The 20,809-nt window shown below is 64.6% G+C and carries 17 protein-coding genes; 11 read left to right on the top strand and 6 right to left on the bottom strand.

Going from position 1 to position 20,809, the window contains the following annotated elements; all coding sequences use genetic code 11:
* Positions 1-41: 41 nt before the first annotated feature.
* From EOC83_RS13910 to EOC83_RS13890, 5 genes are all read right to left on the bottom strand, one after another.
* Positions 42-503 carry a MucR family transcriptional regulator gene (locus EOC83_RS13910; RefSeq protein ID WP_013528917.1) on the bottom strand — a complete coding sequence of 154 codons (462 nt, stop codon included), beginning with the start codon at positions 501-503 and terminating at the stop codon, positions 42-44.
* A 216-nt stretch (positions 504-719) separates the two neighbouring features.
* Positions 720-1,439 carry an ROK family protein gene (locus EOC83_RS13905; RefSeq protein WP_063169511.1) on the bottom strand — a complete coding sequence of 240 codons (720 nt, stop codon included), beginning with the start codon at positions 1,437-1,439 and terminating at the stop codon, positions 720-722.
* 13 nt (positions 1,440-1,452) lie between these two features.
* Positions 1,453-2,829, bottom strand: a complete 1,377-nt coding sequence (zwf, locus tag EOC83_RS13900) for a glucose-6-phosphate dehydrogenase (RefSeq protein WP_063169510.1) — start codon at positions 2,827-2,829, stop codon at positions 1,453-1,455.
* 22 nt (positions 2,830-2,851) lie between these two features.
* Positions 2,852-3,865: a phosphogluconate dehydrogenase (NAD(+)-dependent, decarboxylating) gene (gene gnd / locus EOC83_RS13895; protein ID WP_063169509.1), complete on the bottom strand. Its 1,014-nt coding sequence runs from the start codon at positions 3,863-3,865 to the stop codon at positions 2,852-2,854.
* A gap of 34 nt (positions 3,866-3,899) precedes the next feature.
* A complete protein-coding gene (locus EOC83_RS13890) occupies positions 3,900-6,332 on the bottom strand; it encodes a glucan 1,4-alpha-glucosidase (protein ID WP_063169508.1) in 2,433 nt (810 codons plus the stop codon).
* A gap of 323 nt (positions 6,333-6,655) precedes the next feature.
* Between EOC83_RS13890 and EOC83_RS13885 the strand changes: the two genes are divergently transcribed.
* The 9 genes from EOC83_RS13885 (at position 6,656) to EOC83_RS13845 (ending at position 17,592) form a co-directional block, all read left to right on the top strand.
* Positions 6,656-7,936, top strand: a complete 1,281-nt coding sequence (locus tag EOC83_RS13885) for a histidine kinase (protein WP_063169507.1) — start codon at positions 6,656-6,658, stop codon at positions 7,934-7,936.
* Positions 7,936-8,658, top strand: coding sequence for a response regulator transcription factor (locus EOC83_RS13880; RefSeq protein WP_027163049.1), 723 nt, complete (start codon positions 7,936-7,938; stop codon positions 8,656-8,658). Before EOC83_RS13885 ends, EOC83_RS13880 begins: the two co-directional genes overlap by 1 nt.
* An 81-nt stretch (positions 8,659-8,739) precedes the next feature.
* Positions 8,740-9,741: a YihY/virulence factor BrkB family protein gene (locus EOC83_RS13875; protein ID WP_063169506.1), complete on the top strand. Its 1,002-nt coding sequence runs from the start codon at positions 8,740-8,742 to the stop codon at positions 9,739-9,741.
* A gap of 195 nt (positions 9,742-9,936) precedes the next feature.
* On the top strand, positions 9,937-10,827 hold the full coding sequence (locus EOC83_RS13870) for an SMP-30/gluconolactonase/LRE family protein (RefSeq protein WP_063170401.1): 891 nt from the start codon (positions 9,937-9,939) through the stop codon (positions 10,825-10,827).
* Positions 10,828-10,922: 95 nt separating this feature from the next.
* The gene (locus tag EOC83_RS13865) at positions 10,923-11,936 is read left to right on the top strand and encodes an ABC transporter substrate-binding protein (RefSeq protein ID WP_013528926.1); all 1,014 of its coding nucleotides are present in this window, start codon (positions 10,923-10,925) and stop codon (positions 11,934-11,936) included.
* 49 nt (positions 11,937-11,985) lie between these two features.
* A complete protein-coding gene (locus tag EOC83_RS13860) occupies positions 11,986-13,455 on the top strand; it encodes a sugar ABC transporter ATP-binding protein (RefSeq protein ID WP_063169505.1) in 1,470 nt (489 codons plus the stop codon).
* Between the two features lies 1 nt (position 13,456).
* The gene (locus EOC83_RS13855; RefSeq protein ID WP_063169504.1) at positions 13,457-14,437 is read left to right on the top strand and encodes an ABC transporter permease; all 981 of its coding nucleotides are present in this window, start codon (positions 13,457-13,459) and stop codon (positions 14,435-14,437) included.
* 3 nt (positions 14,438-14,440) lie between these two features.
* Positions 14,441-15,388 (top strand): ABC transporter permease, encoded by a 948-nt coding sequence (locus EOC83_RS13850; protein ID WP_013528929.1) that lies wholly within the window; start codon positions 14,441-14,443, stop codon positions 15,386-15,388.
* 137 nt (positions 15,389-15,525) lie between these two features.
* On the top strand, positions 15,526-17,592 hold the full coding sequence (locus EOC83_RS13845; RefSeq protein ID WP_063169503.1) for a 3-hydroxyacyl-CoA dehydrogenase NAD-binding domain-containing protein: 2,067 nt from the start codon (positions 15,526-15,528) through the stop codon (positions 17,590-17,592).
* A gap of 5 nt (positions 17,593-17,597) precedes the next feature.
* On the opposite strand, the gene EOC83_RS13840 is transcribed toward EOC83_RS13845, so the two are convergent.
* A complete protein-coding gene (locus tag EOC83_RS13840) occupies positions 17,598-18,404 on the bottom strand; it encodes a LuxR C-terminal-related transcriptional regulator (protein WP_024504754.1) in 807 nt (268 codons plus the stop codon).
* A 114-nt stretch (positions 18,405-18,518) separates the two neighbouring features.
* Between EOC83_RS13840 and EOC83_RS13835 the strand changes: the two genes are divergently transcribed.
* On the top strand, positions 18,519-19,655 hold the full coding sequence (locus EOC83_RS13835; RefSeq protein WP_013528932.1) for an ABC transporter ATP-binding protein: 1,137 nt from the start codon (positions 18,519-18,521) through the stop codon (positions 19,653-19,655).
* Positions 19,636-20,799: a spermidine/putrescine ABC transporter substrate-binding protein gene (locus EOC83_RS13830; protein WP_024504752.1), complete on the top strand. Its 1,164-nt coding sequence runs from the start codon at positions 19,636-19,638 to the stop codon at positions 20,797-20,799. The genes EOC83_RS13835 and EOC83_RS13830 overlap by 20 nt, the downstream gene beginning before the upstream one ends.
* Positions 20,800-20,809 lie beyond the last annotated feature (10 nt).

The raw sequence follows: 20,809 nt of genomic DNA, 5'->3' as shown, positions 1-20,809 counted from the left end.
TCTGTTCCAGTCGTCCTAACTGTTGGCTCAGGACTGAATGTTCAGGCCGAGGCCTTGGCCTTCCTGCCCTTGGCGGGCGCCTTGACGGGGGCGGCCTTGCGGCCGAGGCCGATCGACTTCGCCAGCAGCGAACGCGAGGCCGCGTAGTTGGGAGCGACCATCGGATAGTCCGACGGCAAGCCCCATTTGGCGCGATAGGCGTCCGGCGTCAGGCCGAAATGTACACCGATGTGACGCTTCAGCGATTTGAACTTCTTGCCGTCTTCGAGGCAGATGATGAAATCGGGCGTCACCGACTTCTTGGGATTGACCGCCGGGACCAGCGGGGCAGCCACCGGGACCGCAGGCTTGCCGAGCCCGCTTATCGAGGCGCTGACGCTGGCGATGAGGTCGGCCAGGCCGGAGGCAGGCAAGCGGTTCTTCTCGACGTAAGCGGACACGATGTGGGCGGTCAGCTCGAGCAGATCGATGTCTTTACGGGCACTGTTGCTATCGTCGGTCACTCTATTTCTCCGTCTACAGCGAATGACCTGAAAATCGGATTCGACTTCCGGAAAGGATCATGCGCGAAATCAAAATGCTATGGCGTCCTTCGTGCGTCCACGGGACGAATTGGCGTTGTTGTAGCGCGGAATTCCTAGTCGGCAAATCTGCGTATTGCAACGACTTGATGGCAGGTCACACGTTATTTTGAACAACTATATTAAACAATAACAGTATCAGACTATCAGCGCCTTGTCGCGCCACAAACGAAACCCGCCTTCGAAGGCGCGTGTGTTGTCGCCGCGCCTGGAGTCGGCGGGCAATTCATCGAGCTTGTCGACGTTGCCGCCGCCAATGACGACATAGTCAGGCTGCATGGCGGCACGGAGCCGGTCGACGACGTCGAAGACGTATTTGCGCCATTTCTTCTTGCCGCGCTTTTCCAGGCCGCGTTCGCCGACATAATCCTCGAAGCTCTTGCCCTTCTTGTAGGGCAGATGCGCGAGTTCCATCGGTTGGGCGACGTTGTCGGCAATCATCGCCGCACCGAGCCCGGTGCCGAGCCCGAGGAACAGCATGCGCCCGCCCTCGTAGCTGCCGATGGCCTGCATCAGCGCGTCATTGACCACTTTCACCGGTTTGCCGAACGCGCCCGCAAAGTCGAATCCAGCCCAGCCCTTGCCGAGATTGGCGGGGTCGGCGAGCGGCCTGTTGTGGTTGACCGGACCGGGATAGCCCATCGAGACGACGTCGTAGGACAGGCCTTCGGCGAGCTTCTTCACGGTATCGATCATCTGTTGCGGCGTCAGCCCCGGCCCCGAATCGGCGCGGCGCTCCGCGCCGCCGGCGCTGGTGAGGATCTTGACGTGCGAGCCGCCGATGTCGATCGTGAGCACGATCTTTTCAGTATCCGGCGTCTCGGTGCCCGATGCTGGTTGCTTCACTGCCTTGGCCATCGCGTGGTTCCTCTCACTTCACCGGATCGATCCAGCCATTGGGTGGCCCGAACCCGGCCATGACGTCCGCCGGTCCCCATGTCAGCGGCTCGTAGAGGTGCGGCGGCGTGGTGTCGCCAAGCACCGGGCCGACGATGCGCCAGGCCAGTTCGCTGGCGTCCTGGCGGGTGAACAGCTGGCCGTTGCCGTTCATGGCGTCGCCTATCAAGCGCTCATAGGGCGGCATGTCGCCCTTCGAGTCGTCGAGCGCCGTCAGTTCGACCTGCTCGCCGATCATGTCGTCGCCCGGCGCCTTGCGCTGTGCTCCGATGGCGATCACCACCTGTGGGTCGATGCGGAAGCGGACGTAGTTCTGGTCGGCGGGCTTGATCGGATCGAAGACATCGAGCGGCGGCCGCTTCAGCCGCACCACCACTTCGGTGACATGCACCGGCATGTTCTTGCCGGCGCGGATGAAAAACGGCACGTCCTGCCAGCGCCAGGTGTCGACGAAGAAACGCACCGCCGCGAAGGTCTCGACGGGCGAGTTCGGCGCCACGCCGGGTTCAGTGAGATAGCCGGTGAACTGGCCGCGCACGACATCGTCTTTGGTCAGCGTCCTGATCGCGCGCAGCACCTGCACCTTCTCGTCGATCAGATCGTCGGCGGAGCGGCCGACAGGCGGCTCCATGGCAAGCAGCAACAGGATGTTGAGCAGATGGTTCTCGATGACGTCCCTGATGCAGCCGACATCGTCATAGAAGCGGCCACGTCCCTCGACGCCGAAATCCTCGGCCATGGTGATCTGCACGCTCTCGACGTAATTGCGGTTCCAGATCGGCTCGAGGAGGGAATTGGCGAAGCGGAAATAGAGCAGGTTCTGGATCGCTTCCTTGCCCAGGTAGTGGTCGATGCGGAAGATCGACTGCTCGTCGAACACCAGATGCAGGACCCGGTTCAGCCAGCGCGCCGATTGCAGATCGTGACCGAAGGGCTTTTCCACCATCAGCCGCGCGCCATGCGCCGTGCCCGACTGCTCCAGCCCCTGGACGACGGTCTCGAACATGGTCGGCGGCACCGCCATGTAATGCAGCGGTCGCTGTGCGGTGCCGAGCGCGCTCTTCAGTTTCTCGAACGTCGCTCCGTCACGGTAGTCGCCGCTGACGTAGCGCAGCAGCGAGGCGAATTTGGCGAACGCTTTTTCGTCGATCTTGCCGAGCGCATTGACGATGCCGTCACGCGCGCGCGCCTGCAGTTGCTTGAGGTCCCAGGCATCGAAGGCGACGCCGATCACCGGTTCGGTAAGCGTGCCCTTGGCGACCATCTGGTAAAGGGCTGGAAATATCTTCTTGTGGGCGAGGTCGCCGGTTGCCCCGAAGAGCACCAGCGTGTCGGACCGTTCCTGGCTCATGCGCGTGTCTCCCCCGCTGTCCTCACTTGCCGGCCTTCGGCTTCTCGACATGGCCGCCAAAGGCATAGCGCATGGCGGAGAGCAGCTTGTCGGCGAATTCGGATTCGCCCTGCGAGGAGAAGCGGTCGAACAGCGCCGAGGACAGCACCGGAGCCGGCACGCCGGTGTCGATGGCCGCCTTCAGCGTCCAGCGGCCTTCGCCGGAATCCGAAACGCGGCCGCCGAAATTCACCAGGCCCGGATCGCTTTTCAAGGCGCCGGCCGTCAGGTCAAGCAGCCAGGAGCCGATAACGCTGCCATGCCGCCAGACCTCGGCCACCTGGGGAAGGTCGATGTCGAACTGATAGTATTGCGGGTTTTCCAGCGGGCTGGTCTCGGCGTCCGCCGTCCGTTGCCGCTTGCCTGCATTGGCCGATTTCAGGATGTTCATGCCTTCGGCATAGGCGGCCATGACGCCATACTCGATGCCGTTGTGCACCATCTTGACGAAGTGGCCGGCGCCGCTCGGTCCGCAATGCAGGTAGCCGAAGGGCGCGGTCCCGGCATCCCTGGACGGATTGGAGCCGGCATCGGCGCCCGGCGCCAGCGTGGCGAAGATCGAATCGAGGTGCTGCACCGCCACGTCGGGACCGCCGATCATCAGGCAGTAGCCACGCTCCAGGCCCCAGACGCCGCCGCTGGTGCCGACATCGACAAGATGGATGCCCTTGCCGGCCAGTTTCGCGGCCTGGTCGACGGCGTCGTGATAATAGGAATTGCCGCCGTCGATGACGATGTCGCCGGGCTCCATCAGGGCCGCCACCTGGTCGATGATCCTGCCGGTGATCGCCGCCGGCAGCATCAGCCACACACAGCGCGGCTTGGCCAGCTTGCCGATGAATTCTTCCATCGAGGCCGCCCCTGACGCGCCGTCGGTCACCAGGGCCGCGACGCTGGCCGGGTTGATGTCGTAGACGACGCATTCGTGGCCGTCGCGCATCAGGCGCCGGACCATGTTGGCGCCCATCCGGCCCAGTCCCATCATTCCGATCTGCATGGTTTCGTCCCTGTTTTCTAGGAGATTTGCGGGGTTATCGAGGGAAGGTCTGCTGGCTGTCCTGGTCGCCTGAGATGACGGAGAAGTCGACATTCTCCCAATCGCCGGCCCCGGGCCAGAAAAAAGTGAAGGTCAGCGTGCTTCCCTTGGGAAGGCCAGAGACGGGCAGATCGGCAAGATGGATGCCGAAATCGTTTTCTACCGTCTGGCTGTCGTGGGCGGTCGCCCAGTTGTCGGTGCTCCAATGGACTGTAGCCGGGGCCAACAGTTCGAAGCGCAGCGTCTTGCCGGCCGGGACCGTGCGGATCTTGTTGTTGAACCGCCATGTTCTGAACGGCGATACGGTCTTGTCCTCGATATAGCGCTTGACGCCTTGCGGGGGCATGTCGAAGACCGCGCCGTCGCGCAGCGAGCGCAACAGCTTGATATGCTCCGAATGCGCCCAGACCAGCGGCATGGCGCTGCCCGAGGGGCGGCCGTGCAGCAGTTCGCGCTCCGGCCTATCGGCGCCGTCCCAGACCTGCTCCGGCAACAGGCCGCCCGGTCCGGCCGAGCCTTCCAGCGCTGCCAGCAGGCTGGCTGCCTTTTCCCTGCGCCCGGCCGCCAGCTCATAGTGGGCGCGTTCGCCGGCCAGCAGCGGCCAGGGGCGACCCTGGCCGGTGCCGTCGAAAGGTGCGCCATCTTCATGCTCGCCATAGCCGTCGCCGTTGTAGCGGTACCAGAGCGGCCCTTGCGGCAGATCGCAGCGCAATTGCGCGTCGATGACCTTGACCGTGTCTGTCATGCGCGGGTCGTCGGCCGCCCGCAGACCGAAGCGGACAAGTGCAAGCGCATCCGGACTGACGATTTGCTCGGCCGGCCGGTCGGTGTCGCCGGGCGGCCGGTTCTTGATCGGGACATAGCCGTCCTTCGGCGAACCGGCCGAGGCGCTGTCGGGCGGCGCGATGCGGACATAGTAGCCGTCGACGCCGACTTGACCGCAGATCGCCGTGCCGGTGACGTAGGTCCAGCGCTCGACCTGGTCGTTCCAGACGTCTGATGTCTCGCGCAGATAGGTCGCCCCGTCCGGCTTGCCACAGGCGTCGAGCAGGTCGGCTGCGGCAAGCAGTGCGGCGATTTCGACGGCGAGCGTGAACGGGCTGTAGCCGGCATCCTCTTCCCAGCGGTCCTCGCCGGTGACCGGCCCGTTGCGCACGACGAACCCGGCGGCGCGCTCGATCATCGGCAGAAAGACTGCGAGCCTGGCGTGCGGCAAATGGCCGGCGCGGTGCAAAGCTTCGGCCAGCAGCAGCGGAAAGGCGCATTCGTCCATCTGGATGCCGGGCCAATAGGCCGATCCGTCGAGCCAGGCGTTCTGCGGCCAGTGGCCGTCCGGCTGCTGGATGGAGCCGAGATAGTCGAGGATTTGCAACGCCGAGGCGGCGTCGCCGGCAGCAAGAAAGCCGCCGGCCGTCTCGACCAGATCGCGCGGCCAGACCAGATGGTAGCCGCCGAGGTCGTCGTCGCCCTTGTCGAAGCCCCACGGGATCGACAGGCTGGCGACCGCGGCGCCCGGTGTGGCGATCGACCGGTGCGTCGCCAGTACCGCCGTCGAGACGCGATAGAAGTTGATCCCGGGCACCGCGTGCCGGTCGAGCGGCAGCAGGCCCTTTTGCCAGTTGCGCCAGTTCTGGAGGTAGGATTTCGCCGCGGGTTCAAAACCCTGCTTCAGGCTGGCGAAAGCATGTTCCGCGGCCTCCTCGGGCGTCGCGCCAAATCCCAGCGCCAGCAAAGCCTTGGTCCTGGCCGCGGAAAAGCCGATCTCGCCGGTCAGCGCGACATTGCCGTCCTCGGCCCGCTGGTACGCAGCATCGAGCTCACCTGTGTTGTGCAGTTGCTGCCAACCGTCGGAAAAACCGACATAGCCGGCCGAGCCGGTCCGCCAGGGCAGCGACGAGGCCAGCGCCAGGCAGGAGCCGCGCCCCGAGGCGAACAGCACGGGCTTTCCCTCGTGCTCGCCGACCCAGGCGGTGTTGCCCATGCCGGCATTGACCAGATGCGGCGCCAGAAGCGCGTAGACGCGATAATCGTCAGCGACGCCCCTCAGCGCCGTGAAGGTGATTTCCTGCAGCAGCGCCGGGCGCGCCGGATCGGCGAGGATGCGCTTTTCGATCCGCCAGGCGCCGTCGTTCGCCGTGTTGACCAGCCGGTAGGCGGGTACGCCGTCCTCGAACGGTTCGATGCTGTGCGTGGCAGCGCGCTTCTCTTCCGAGAAATAGCCGGCGGCGCCGGTGACGATGAGGCCGAGGTCGCGGGTGCAGGCACTGTCGACGCGCGGATAGTAGATTTCGTTGAGCATGCCGTGGCTGATCGTGAACCAGATCCGGCCGGCCGGCGAAAGCGACGTTCCGACGCCGCTCTTGGCGCTTGACGTCCAGCGCGCCGGAATTCCCGGGGCGCCCGGAGCAACGTTTTGCGTCACTGGCATTCTGTTTCGGTCTCCTGGCCTCCTCCCTAGACCAGGACGCGAACCCTTTACAATCATTGCACCGCAAGTTGATCGGCGCCGACGGCAGGGCAACGAACTAGGGCTAACGGGTTTCTTCGGAGCTTTCGTCTGCGCTGACGGAGCAGCAAATGAAAAACCCGCCAGTGCGGCGGGTCACCGGCGCAAATCAGCACCATGGACGAAAATGTACCATAGCTGAGCTCACCGAGTCAAGAAAAAATTCCTATGACCAAAGGCACCGTCGTTGACAGCGGCGGCGGCATGCGTCCACTATTTCCCGGCACGGGAGGATCGTGAAAGCAATGGCGGAAGTGTCCCTGGTCCTGATCGACCGGCTGCTGGCGATATCGCGGGCGCTTGCCGGCCATATCGATCCCGGCACGGCGTTCCGCGCGACAGCCATCGAGATCGGCTCGCTCATCCCGCACGACCACATGGATCTGGCGGTGCTGTCGCATGATGGGCGCCGGCACGCCTGTTACGAAGCCGGCTTCCACACCAGCTGGAGCGAGCTTGCCCAGCATCCGCTGCCGACCGAAGTCAGCCCGATCCGCTCGGTGCTGTGGGGCGAAGTCCCCTATCTGCTCGCCGACGACGCGCTGAGCGACGAGCGGTTCCATTTCGCCACCGCTATCGATGGTCCGATCTTCGCCGCCAGGCTGCGCAGCCGCATCGTCGTGCCGCTCAGGGCGCGCGGCGGCATCATCGGCGCGCTCAACATCAGCCGGCACGAGGTCGACTGCTACACGCTTGCCGACGTCGCGGTCGCGCAGCAATGCGCCGACCTGATCGCGCCCTACATCTTCGCGCTGATCCAGACCGAGGAGGCGCGCCGCGCCATGCTGGCCGAGAGCGAGGCGCGAAATCGCGTCGAGCTGCTGCGCGTCGGCGCCTCGCAATTGACCGAAGGCATGGAGCGCGAACGCCGGCGCATGGCCATGGACCTGCACGACCAGACGCTTGCCGATCTCGCCCGCATCGCGCGCCAGCTCTCGGCACTTCGCGGCCAGGGCGTGGCGCGGGCAGCACAGCTTGCCGATCTCGAGAAGGAGGTCGCCGGCTGCCTGACGGAACTGCGCCACATCGTCGACGACATCCGGCCGAGCGTGCTTGAACTGTTCGGCCTGCGCGATGCGGTCGAGGCGCATCTCAACCGCAGCGTCGCCAGGGCCAAGCCGCCGATCGCCGTGCGCATCGCCGACACCAGCGACGGCGGCGCCGACAGCCTGTCGGAGCCAGTGCGGACCGCGCTCTACCGGATCGTGCAGGAAGCGATCAACAATGCCGTTCGCCATGCCGCGCCGCACCGCATCGACGTGCTGCTGGCGTCGACCGCGAGCGTGCTGCGGGTGATCGTGACGGATGACGGCCAGGGCTGCGGCGCCGTTGACCCGGCCGCGTATGGCGGCATCGGCCATATGCACACGCGGGCAGCCCTTATCGGGGCGCGGCTGCGCATCGGCCAGGCCGGCCGCAAGAACGGCGGCACCCGTGTCGTCGTCGAGATCGACCGCCAGCCATTACGGGAACTGGCGGCGGCTGCAACAATGCCTGGCGAACTCGCCGTATCGGAGGCCATGTGATGCTTGTGATGATCGCCGAGAATGACGGGCTGCACCGTAGCTTCGCGCGGCGGACGGTGGAGCAATTGTGGCCCGGTGACGTCGAGGTGATCGAAGCGAGCGACGGCGAGGACGCCATCAACCTGGCGACTGAGCGCGAGCCACTGCATGTCGTGCTCGATTTGCAGATGCCGAAGGCGACGGGAATCGAAGTTGCCAGGGCGATCTGGAACCGCCGCGCCGGCACGCACATCCTGTTCTGGTCGAATTTCGCCGACGAAGCCTATGTGCGCGGCGTGGCGCGCATCGTCCCGCCCGGCTCTGTCTACGGCTATGTGCTGAAATCGGCGACGGAGGAAGGCATGCGGTCCGCCCTGCGCGGGGTTTTCCGCGAAGGCCACTGCATCATCGACCGCGAGATCCGCGGCATCCAGCATCGCGTTCAGGACAAGTTCGAGGGCATCACCGACGGCGAATATGAAAGCCTGATCGACATCGCGCTCGGCCTGACCGACCGGGCGATCGCGGCACGTCGCGGCCTGTCGATCCGTGGTGCGCAGAGCCGCATCAAGCACTGCTACGACAAGCTCGGCATCGTGCCGGCGGAGGACGGCACCGGCGATGCTTCCGTGTTCAACTCGCGGACGCGGGCGATCTATCTCGCCATGGCGCGCGGCCTGATCAACATCGACGCACTGCGTCGCGAACAGGACCGGCTCGACGCCTGGCTGGCGGAGCACTGAAACAGCGGCGGCCACAAGCCGGAACATCGGAAGGTCCGGCGCATTGCTAGTGAACGCCAACTCAACGCCTGCGGATCCGAAGTGCGACCCTCATTTGCAGATTCATGGCACCTGGTGCGCGAAAGCGTCGTCGGTTTCATCGACGACAATGCGCTCAGCCATGGTGCGGCGATGGCCTTTTATGCCGCCACCTCGCTGGCGCCGATCTTGCTGATCGTGGTTGCGATTGCTGGTCTCGTCTTCGGCCACGATGCCGCACAATTGGCCTTGTCCGCGCAGATATCAGGGCTGATGGGACCGGAAAGCGCCGATCTCCTCAAGACTGCGCTGGAAAGTGCATCCGGCAGGCTGTACGGCACCTGGGCCGCGATCATAGGGCTGGTCACCTTGCTGGTAGCCGCTTCTGGCGTCTTCGGCGAAATGCAGCAGTCGTTGAACACAATCTGGAAGATCGAACCGCAAGGCAATTCCCTGTCGCGTCTGGTGAGGGCACGGGCCGCCAGTCTGGGGTTGGTGGCCGCACTCGGGTTCCTGTTGCTGGTCTCTCTCATCGCAAGCGCTGCGATTTCGGCACTGGGCGCTTTCATCAACGCCCATCTGCCGTTCGGAACGATCATACTCAGCGGGATCAACGGCGTCGTTTCGTTTGTGCTTATCGCCGTGATGTTTGCCGCCATTTACAAGGTTTTGCCCGATCGAACCCTGGAATGGCGCGATGTGGGAATCGGCGCTGTCGGAACCGCGGCCCTGTTCACATTGGGAAAATCGCTTATCGGCTGGTATATCGGCACCAGCGCGATTGCGTCGTCGTACGGCGCCGCCGGCGGACTGCTCGTGATTTTGCTCTGGGTTTACTACTCGTCGGAGATTTTCCTCCTCGGCGCCGAGTTCACGCGCGCCTATTCCGTTCGCCACGGCAGCCGGTCCGATCTGAAGAGGTTGGTTCACAGCCCTTTGTCCGTGCAGCACGGCTCAGCTCGAACACAACAGGAGTCCAATGCTGCTGGCGTGGTCGTGCTTGTGGCGGTGGCGTGCGCGAGCGCAACCTTGACCGCGCTTTTGCGAAGTGTTCGCCGGCCCTGATCTGACGTCGCCGGTATTCTACGCTCGATAGGCACGGGCGACTGTGCAAATGCACAGTCGCCCGTGCGCTTTGACCCGTATCGGCTCGTCGGGACCGCGCCTACGCTCTGCCCCAACAAGAAGACTGTATCGGGAAGCGCTCATGCCATTCGTCACCATGCGGAGTAGCACGGCTGTTCGCGCCGGGAGCCGATGATGTCGGTGCCGGCGCGTGCGCGCCATTCCGGTTTCGACGATGTCGTCGGCGATGCGCCGATCGAAACGCTGGCGAGCGGCTTCGGCTTCCTCGAAGGGCCGGTCTGGCATCCCTATGAGAAATGGCTGGTCTTCTCCGACATTCCGGAAAGCCGGATGTATCGCTGCAGTGCCGAGGGCGAGATCGAGCTGTTCCGCGAGCCGAGCCATAAGGCCAATGGCAACACGCTGGACCGCCAGGGGCGGCTGGTCACCTGCGAGCACGCAACGAGCCGCGTGACCCGCGCCGAGCCCAACGGCAGCGTGACCGTGCTGGCCACGCATCATCAGGGCAAGCAGCTCAACAGCCCGAACGATATCGTCGTTGCCACCGGCGGATCGATCTACTTCACCGATCCGGGCTATGGCCGGAGGGAGTTCTATGGCGTGCCACGCCCGCAGGAGCTGCCGTTCCAGGGCGTCTACCGCATCGATGGCGACGGCGCCCGGCTGACATTGCTGGCCGACGATTTCGGGCAGCCGAACGGGCTGTGCTTTTCGCTGGACGAGTCGCGGCTGTTCATCAACGACACCGAACGCGGGCACATCAGGGTGTTCGGCGTCGAAGCCAATGGCGACCTCAATGGCGGCGCGGTGTGGGCAGCAACCGAGGGCGACGGGCCGGGAGCGCCCGACGGCATGAAGATCGACAGCCGCGGCAATCTTTACTGCACCGGACCCGGCGGCATCCACATTTTCGACGCGTCGGGCACCATTCTTGGCGTCATCCGGACGCCCGAAGATTGCGCGAATTTCACCTTCGGCGACGACGATTTGCAAAGCCTCTACATTGCCGCGTCGACGTCGCTGTACCGGCTCAGGGTGCGCGTGCCGGGATTGAGACTGTTTTGAGCTCGCGACAATCCGTGCTCAAATCAGAGTTGGGAGTGAGGCCGGGTCAAAGCCGGTGGGAATACAGCAGTCAACACATCTGGGAGGATAACGACATGAAGAAACTGTTCGTTCTGGGCGCTCTGGCGGCAATGCTCGCTTCGGGCACGGCGCTGGCCGACACCAGTGGCAAGAAGATTGCTTTTTCCAACAATTATGCCGGCAATTCCTGGCGACAGGCGATGCTCGACAGCTATGGCATCGTCACCAAGAAGGCGGTCGCCGACAAGGTGGTCGGCGCGGCCGACATCTTCACCACCGCCGACAAGGAGGTGCCGACGCAAGCGGCGCAGGTGCAGAACCTGATCCTGCAGGGCTATGACGCCATCGTCATCAACGCTGCCTCGCCGGATGCGCTCAACGGCGCCATCAAGCAGGCCTGCGATGCCGGCATCACCGTCGTCTCCTTCGATGGCACCGTGACCGAGCCTTGCGCCTACCGCGTCGTCGTCGACTTCAAGGACATGGGCAAGCAGGAAGTCGAGCAGATGGCCAAGTTCCAGCCCAAGGGCGGCAATCTGCTTGAAATCCGCGGCCTTGCCGGCACCTCGATCGATGATGCCATCCATGCCGGCATCCTCGAAGGCGTCGCCGCCCATCCCGAGTTCAAGATCGTCGGTTCGGTGACCGGCGACTGGGACCAGACGACGGCGCAAAAGGCGGTGGCGACCATCCTGCCGTCGCTGCCCGACATCGTCGGCGTCGTCGATCAGGGCGGCGACGGTTACGGCGCCGCACAGGCCTTCGCCGCCGCCGGCAAGCCGCGCCCAACCATCATCATGGGCAACCGCCAGGACGAGTTGCAGTGGTGGAAGGAGCAGAAGGACAAGGACGGCTACCAGACCTGGTCGGCATCGATCGCGCCCGGCGTGTCATCGCTCGCCTTCTGGGTGGCGCAGCAGGTGCTCGACGGCCGCACCGATATTCCGCACGACCTGCTGGTGCCGTATCTGGCCTTCACGCAGGACGATTTCGAGGCCGAGCTGCCAAAGATCCCCAAGGGCGGCGTCGCCAGCCACGAATACACGCAGGAAGACGCGATCGCGGCCATCAAAGCCAACATCAAGTGAGTGTCGGCCAAGCGTTGCCGTCCGTATCGCCAAGCGAGTATCGTTGAGCATGCCCAGGGGTAACGCTGACATCATCAGACTGAACGGCGCCGAAAAGCATTTCGGCGCCGTTCGCGCGCTGGGTGGCGTGGATTTTCACGTCGGACCCGGCGAATGCGTCGGGCTCGTCGGCCACAATGGCGCCGGCAAATCGACGCTGATGCACATGGTGGCGGGCACGCTGGTGCCCGACAGCGGGCAGATCGGCGTGCATGGCGACACCGAGGACAACTACTCGGTGTCGCGCGCGCAGCAGCTCGGCATACGCTGCGTGTTTCAGGAACTGTCGCTGTGCCCCAATCTCAGCGTCGCCGAGAACACACGCATCAACCACGCTTCGCTGCGTGGCTTCGGCTGGCGGCGCAAGGCGGCCGAGCTGATCGCCGCCAAGCTCGACGAGATCTTTCCGGGTCATAGCATCTCGGCGTCGGACATTGTCGGCGACCTGTCGATCGGCCGTCGCCAGATGGTCGAAGTGGCGCGCGCCTTCACCGTCACCCAGGATCGTCTCGACCTCGTCATCCTCGACGAGCCGACATCGTCGCTCGACGCGCATACGGCGGGCCAGTTGCTGGCCTTCGTGCGCCGCTTCGTTGCCGGCGGCAAAAGCTGCATCCTGATCTCGCATGTGCTGGGGGAGGTGCTGCGCAACGCCGACCGCATCGTGGTGATGCGCGACGGCAAGGTGGTTGTCGCCGACGCCGCCACCGCCTTCGACCGTAACCGGCTGGTGACGGCGATGGGCGGCGCGGAAGCGCGCCAGAAGATCGCGGCGCAAATCGCTGCCGCCAAGCCCGCCGCCAGTCCGCTGAGGGTCCGGGCGCGGCCCGCCGCGCAGAAGGACGGCACCGACCTCGTCGCCTGCGCTGGGGAGATCATCGGCCTTGCCGGGCTGGCGGGCCACGGCCAGACCGATCTGCTGCTGGCGATCTTCCGCGGCGCCACGCGCGCCCGGGCCGGCATCGAGGTGACAGCGCCGGTGGCGCTGGTCGCCGGCGACCGCCAGTCGGACGGTATCTTTCCGGAATGGTCAATCGCCGAGAATATCGGCATCCGCTCGCTGGCGCGGCTGCGCAGCGGGCTGCTGATCTCGCCGCAGCGTGAGGCCGAGCTTGCTGCATTCTGGCAGAAGAAGATCGGCATCCGTACGCCTGATATGAACAACAACATTTTCTCGCTATCGGGCGGCAACCAGCAGAAGGCGCTGTTTGCGCGTGCGCTCGGCTCGGATGCACAGATCGTGCTGATGGACGACCCGATGCGCGGCGTCGACATCGGCACCAAGCTGGAGGTCTACGACCTCGTGCGCGAGGAGGCTGCCCGCGGCCGTACCTTCCTCTGGTACACCACGGAAACCGAAGAGCTCGACAATTGCGACCACATCTATGTCTTCAAGAACGGCCGCATCGTCGCCAATCTGCGTCGCGACGAGTTGACCGAAGAGAAGATCATCCAGTCCTCCTTCGGCGATGCGGCCTGAGATGACGGCGGCGACACTCGAAAACGGTCTCAAGGCGTCCGCGGCGCGCGGCAGCGCGGCACGCGCGCGCCTGCTGCGCGGATTGCTGCCGGCGCTGTCGCTGGCGTTGGTGCTCATCGCCATCGCCTGGCTCAACCCGCGCGCCATCAGCTATTTCGGCTTCAGCCTGATGCTGAACCTGGCGATCCCGATCGCGCTGGCGACGATCGCGCAGATGTTCGTCATCGCGGGCAACGAACTCGACCTGTCGATCGGCACCTTCGTCGGTTTCGTCGGCTGCGTCACCGCGACCTGGCTGAAGGACGCTCCGCTGATCGGCGTCGCCATACTGCTCGGCTCGATCGGCATCTATGCGCTGCTCGGGGCGCTGATCCATCTGCGCAATTTGCCGTCGATCGTGGTGACGCTCGGCATGAGCTTCGTCTGGCAGGGGCTGGCCATTCTCGTGCTGCCCAAGCCGGGCGGCAAGGCGCCGGACTGGCTGCTCGGGCTGATGGCGTTCAAGCCGCCTTTTGTGCCGTTCCCGATCATTGCGGCGCTGCTGATCGGCCTCATCGTCCATTTCGGCCTTATGCGCACCTCCTACGGCGTGATCTTGCGCGGCTCGGGCGGCAATCCGGCGGCGCTCGGTCGCGCCGGCTGGTCGCTGCTCCGAACCAAGATTGTGCTGTTTGCGCTCGCCGGCCTGTTCGGCGTGCTGTCCGGCATGGCGCTGATCGGTATCACCACCTCGGCCGACGCCAATATCGGCAATGGCTACACGCTGCTGGCGATCGCCGGCGTCATCCTCGGCGGCGGCGAATTCGTCGGCGGCCGGGTGTCGCCGATCGGTGCGGTGATCGGCGCGCTGACGCTGGCGCTGGCCGCCTCGCCGCTGCTCACCTTCATGCACATCCCGCCGGACTGGCAGGTGGCCGCCAACGGCGCCATCCTGATCATCGTGCTGGCGGCGCGCGTGCTGATCAGCCGCAAGGAGAGGTGAGCGATGACATCGGTGAGATCGCTGCTTACCAAACCCTGGATCTGGTCGTTCATTGGCGCCTTGCTGGTGTGGCTGGCGACGATCGCCTTCACCGGCGGTTATGGCGGGGGTGGCATGGTGACGGCAGCCCTTTCGCTGGCGGTATTCACCGTCATTGTCGGCGTCGGCCAGATGTTCGTCATCACGCTGGGACCAGGCAATGTCGACCTGTCGCTGCCGGCCAATATCGGCCTTGCCAGCGCCGTCGCGATGAAGGTGATGGACGGCAACGATTCCATGATCGCGGTCGGGCTTTTGGCGGCACTTGCCTGCGGGGCGGCGATTGGCGCCGCCAACTACCTGCTGATCTGGGCGCTGCGCATCCCGCCGATCATCGCCACGCTATCGGCCAGCTTCATCATCCAGTCGATCGACATCAGCTATGGCCGCGGGCTGCAGATCAAGCCGCCGCCGGGCTTCGCCGATTTTGCCAACTGGCAGGTGCTGGGCATTCCGGTGCTGGCGATCCTCACGGTATTGTTCACCGTCGGCGCGGCCATCGCGCTGCAGCGTATGATCTATGGCCGCTCGGTGCTGGCGATCGGCCAGAACATTCGCGCGGCGTGGCTGGCCGGTGTCAATGTCGGCCGCATCCGCTTCCTCACCTACACGCTGTCGGGCGCGCTCGGCGGCATCGACGGCGCGCTGCTCGCCGGCTATTTCCGCGGCGCCAATGTCGACATCGGCAACGAATATCTGCTGGCCTCGATCGCCGTCGTCGTCATCGGCGGCACGTCGGTCGCCGGCGGCAAGGCCAATGTCCCCGGCGTCTGGGGCGCGGCTTTGTTCCTGGTGCTGCTTTTGACCATGCTCAACACGTTTGGGGTGAGCGCCGGGGTGCGGTTGCTGCTGACGGGGCTGATCATCGTCGGGGTGATCACGGCGGCGGGCGGGCAGAAGGCGCTGCGGTAGCCTCCGCCTTCGTCGTCCCAGACACCTTCAAGGCCTGTAATCATTGTGCCAGGCCGACATCCGGTTCCCTTCGACGTTATGGCGCTGTAAATCCCGTTCGCGTGGCCACGGCCGCTGAATAATGCTGGGAGGTTTGCGTGTCCGATTTTGTGAAGGTCAGCCGCGACGGCGACGTTGCCGTCGTCACCATCGACAATCCGCCGGTCAACGCGCTGAGCTTCCATGTCCGCGAACCGCTGATGCAGGCGCTGGTCGAATTGCGCGACGATGCGTCGGTTGCCGCCATAGTCATTGCATGCGCCGGCCGGACGTTTGTCGCCGGCGCCGACATCACCGAGTTCGGCAAGCCGATGCAGCAGCCCGAACTGCGCGCCATCGTGGCGACGCTGGAAACCATCGCCAAGCCGACGGTCGCAGCCATCCACGGCACCGCGCTCGGCGGCGGGCTGGAGCTGGCGCTGGGCTGCCATTTCCGTGTTGCCGATGCCGGCGCCAAGCTCGGCCTGCCGGAAGTCAAACTCGGCCTGCTGCCGGGTGGCGGTGGCACGGTACGGCTGCCGCGCCTTGTCGGCGCGGTGAAGGCGTTGAAGATGATCGTCTCAGGTGCGCCGATCGGCGCGACCGAGGCGCACGCCGCCGGTCTCGTCGATGCCGTCTTCGAAGGCGATCTGACCACGCATGCCGTGAACTTCGCTGGGGAAATCGCCCGCAAGGGTGGTCCCTTCACGCCGGTGCGCGATCGCAATGATGGTCTCAAGCAGACTGATCTCGCGGCGTTCGACGCCGGGGCTGCGGATCTTGCCAGGAAAGCGCGCGGCCTCGAGGCGCCGATCGCTTGTGCGCAGTCGGTGCGCAATGCCGTCACGCTGCCGTTCGATGCGGCACTGGCGGCAGAGCGTGCGCTGTTCGTCAAGCTGGTCGCCAGCGACCAATCGCGGGCGCAGCGCCATCTGTTCTTCGCCGAACGTGAGGCGACAAAGCTTCCAGGAAAAGACGTCGTCAAGCGCAGGATCGCCCGCGTCGGCGTCATCGGTGCCGGTACGATGGGCGGCGGCATTGCCATGGCCTTCGCCAATGGCGGATATCCCGTGACCTTGCTGGAAACCAGCCGTGAGGCATTGCAGCGTGGCTTGGCGACCATCGACAGGAACTACTCGGTTTCCGTCACGCGCGGTTCGCTCAGCGACGACGCCAAGCGGGAGCGGCTCGCCCAGTTCAAGGGCTCCACCGACTATGCCGATCTCGCCGATTGCGACCTGATCGTCGAGGCGGTGTTCGAGGACATGGCGGTCAAGAAGGAAGTGTTCGGCAAGCTCGAAGCCGTGGCGAAGCCCGGCGCGATCCTGGCCACCAACACCTCCTATCTCGACATCAACGAAATCGCTGCCTCGACCTCGCGGCCGCAGGATGTGCTCGGCCTGCATTTCTTTTCGCCGGCCAATGTCATGAAGCTCTTGGAGATCGTGCGCGCCGAGAAGACCGCGCCCGATGCGCTGGCGACATCAGTCGACCTGGCGAGGCGGATCGGCAAGGTGGCCGTCGTGGTCGGCGTCTGCCACGGCTTCGTCGGCAACCGCATGCTTGCCGCGCGGGGCTCGGAATCGGAAGCGCTTCTTCTGGAAGGCGCAACGCCCAGCCAGATCGACCAGGTGTTCACCGATTTCGGCTGGCCGATGGGGCCGTTCCAAATGGGCGATCTCGCCGGTCTCGATATTGGCTGGCGCAACCGCAAGGCACGCGGCCAGAAAGCCGTGATCGCCGACACGCTGTGCGAACAAGGACGTTTCGGCCAGAAGACCGGCCGGGGTTTTTACCTCTATGAGGCTGGCGCGCGCACGCCAGTGCCGGATCCCGAGGTTGAAGCGCTGATCCGCGACAAGGCCGCCGAGAAGGGTATCGCACCGCGTGCGATCAGTGCGGAGGAAATCGTAGAGCGCACGCTTTACCCCCTGATCAACGAGGGCGCCAAGATCCTGGAGGAAGGCATAGCGGCCCGTGCGTCCGACATCGATGTCGTCTGGGTCAATGGCTACGGCTTTCCCATCGGCAAGGGCGGACCGATGTTCTGGGTTGGCCTTGAAGGTCCGGCCAGGATCATCGAGCGGCTCGAATACTGGCATCAACGGACGGGCAAGGATGTGTTCAAGCCGGCGCCGTTGCTGAAGCGGATGGCCGAGACCGGGTCGTGGGAAGCCGGCGGTTAGAGAGCCTACCGGATCCGTGCATCGATGATCTCGACGAAGCGCGCGAACAGGCCGGCCTGCGACTTGATCTTGAGCTTGCGGTAGATGTTGCGGCGATGGACTTTCACGGTTCCCGGCACGATGCGCATGGCGCGGGCGATCGACTCCGTCGAATGCCCCTGCAACACCAGGTCGACGACATGCTTTTCGCGCGGCGTCAGCGACAGGCTCTGCCAGATATGGGCGCGGTCGAATTCGTTGACCATAGCGGCCGTCTCGTCCTGCTTCGCTTCCGCCGTTTCGTCGGCCGGAAGAGCAGGCCAGCGCAACCTGATGAAGCTGATCACCGCGGGAGCCATGTCGCGCAGCAATCTGGCATCGGCGGTGCCGAAAGGGCCTGAAGCGCGCAGCCGCATCAGCGACAACACCAGCGCATCCTTGCCCGGCAGCGGCACGAAGAAGCCGACCTCCTCGGCCAGCCTGGTCTGGCTGTAATAGGAGCGGAAATACTCGCTGGCATAGAAACGGTCCGGCGCCAGCTCGCGCATGCGCCAGAACCCTTCCTTGCGCTCGACCGCAGCGTGATGGAACGGATCGAGCAGATACGGCCCTTCCTGATAGAGCGCGACGAACACATGGCTCTCGGTGGGCGAGAAGGTCTCGAACAGCAGCGGCGGGCGCGAGGCGCCGCGATAGCCGAAGATCACGCAGTGGTCGAATCTAACGTGCTGCCGCAGCCACTCGACCAGCGCCTGGCCAAAGAGATCGCCGCTGGTCTCCCGCGTCGTCGCGACGAGCGTGGCGAGCCGGCTGTATTCGTCGCTGCGGGACAATGCATACCCCCTTAAACGAGAAAATAGATCAGATATACCACCTGAGAGGTATATACTAGCCGCCATTGGCTCTGGTAGCGTTCCGATATTGCCCTGTTGCTGGAGCCATCAGCCTTGACCGCAGTGCCCGACATCGAATTTCGCGGCGTCACCAAGCGCTATGGCGCGGTGACCGCGGTCAGCGGCATCGATCTCGCTGTCCCGCCCTCCGCCTTTGTCGCGCTGCTCGGTCCCTCCGGCTGCGGCAAGACCACCTGCCTGCGCATGATCGGCGGCTTCGAACAGCCGAGCGAAGGCCAGGTGTTCATTCGCGGCCAGGACATGGCCGGCACGCCGCCCTACCGGCGGCCGGTCAACATGGTGTTCCAGCAATACGCGCTGTTTCCGCATCTCGATGTCGAGGACAATGTCGCCTATGGGCTGCGCCAGGCGCGGCCAAGGCTGTCTTCGCGCGAGATCGCCTCAAGGGCGGGCGAGGCGCTCGAAATGGTGCGGCTCGCCGGCTATGGCCGCCGCAAGATCCACGAACTGTCGGGCGGCCAGCAGCAGCGTGTGGCGCTTGCCCGCGCCCTGGTCAACAAGCCGGCGGTGCTCTTGCTCGATGAGCCGCTGGCGGCGCTCGACAAGAAGCTGCGCACCGACATGCAGATCGAGCTGCAGAACCTGCAGCGCGAGATCGGCATCACCTTCGTGCTGGTCACGCACGACCAGGAGGAAGCGCTGTCGATGAGCGATTTCGTCTGCGTCATGAATGGCGGTCGCATCGTCCAGCTCGGGCAGCCGAGCGAGATCTATGACGAACCGGCCGACCTGTTTGTTGCCGATTTCGTCGGCAAGACCAATCTCTTGAGCGGTACTGTCGCCGGGCATTCGGGCGATCTGGTGGAGGTGGCGCTTGCCGACGGCACCGTCATTGCGGCGCGCAAACGGACCGCTTTGCAGCAGGGCGAGGTCGTTTCGGTCAGCCTGCGTCCTGAATCGCTCAGTCTCGGCGCCCAGGCAAGCGGCCCATTCAAGGGCATCGTCCGCAACCGGATATTCCTGGGCTCGACGGCGGAATACGCGATCGAGGTCAAGGGCATCGGAACGCTGCTGGCCAAAGCCGATCACCTGATCGGTCACGGCAACCTCTTCAAGCCGGGTGAACCCGTCGCCATCGGCTTTGCCTCCGGAACGCCGCTGGCGTTTGCGGAGACCAAGAACAACGGGGCCAACCAGAGGGTAGATAAACATGTCGAAATCATATCGTGACGGACTGCCGATAAGCCCTGAGAATTTCGTCGACCAGCTGATGCGTTTGAAGCGCGGCTCGATCGGCCGCCGCGACTTCCTCGGCCTCACCGGCCTTGGCATTGCCACGGCGGTGATGGCGCGCGAGATCGGCATCATGCCGACACCAGCCTTTGCCGCCGAAAGCCTTGGCGACCGCATGTCGATCGCCACCTGGCCGAACTATCACGACCCGGCGACCTTCGAGAACTTCAAGAAGGACACCGGCGTTGCCGTCGAGGTCAACGTGTTCGGCTCCAATGAGGAGATGCTGGCCAAGCTGCAGGCCGGGGCCTCGGGCTGGAGCCTGTTCGTGCCGACCAATTACACGATCTCGACCTACAAGAAGCTCGGCATCATCGAGCCGCTGGAGATGGCGAAGCTGCCGAATTTCGACGGCTCGCAAGAGGATCCGCGCTTCACCTCGGAGGGCACGATCGATGGGACGATCTACGCCGTGCCGAAGAACTGGGGCACCACCGGCTTTGCCGTCAACACCAAGAAGCTGACCAAGCCGATGACGAGCTGGAAGGAGTTCTGGGACACCGCCATGGCGGAAGGCGACAGCCGCACCATGGTGCATGACTACCAGCTGACCACGATCGGCAATGCGCTGAAATATTACGGCTACTCGTTCAATTCGCTCAAGCAGGACGAACTGGCCAAGGCGGAGGAGCTGCTGCTGAAGGTCAAGCCGCATCTGTTCGCGGTCTCCTCCGACTACCAGCCGGGGATGCGCGCCGGCGACGCGTGGATGACCATGTGCTGGACGAATGACGGCGCGCAGCTGCATCGCGACATTCCCGAGATCGCCTATGTGCTGGGCAAGGAAGGCGGCGAGATCTGGACCGATTTCTATGCCATTCCGAAAGACGCGCCGAACAAGCCCGCCGGTTACGCGCTGCTCAACTACCTGATGAATCCGCAGGTGGCGGTGAAGGAGCATTTGGCCAATGGTGCGCCGTCGACCGATGCGCGCGTCAACAAGCTGCTGCCCAAGGAGGTGCTCGACAACCCGATCCTCTATCCGGCAGCCGACCTGTTGACGCCGCTGGAATTCGGCGCGGCGGCAACGTTGACCGATCCGGGCCGCGCCGAATTGATGGCGCGCTTCAAGTCGGCCTGAGCGACGGCCT

It is taken from the genome of Mesorhizobium sp. Primo-A (assembly GCF_003997175.1).
Lineage (GTDB): Bacteria > Pseudomonadota > Alphaproteobacteria > Rhizobiales > Rhizobiaceae > Mesorhizobium > Mesorhizobium ciceri.
This window is presented reverse-complemented; position numbering and strand designations above follow the sequence as displayed.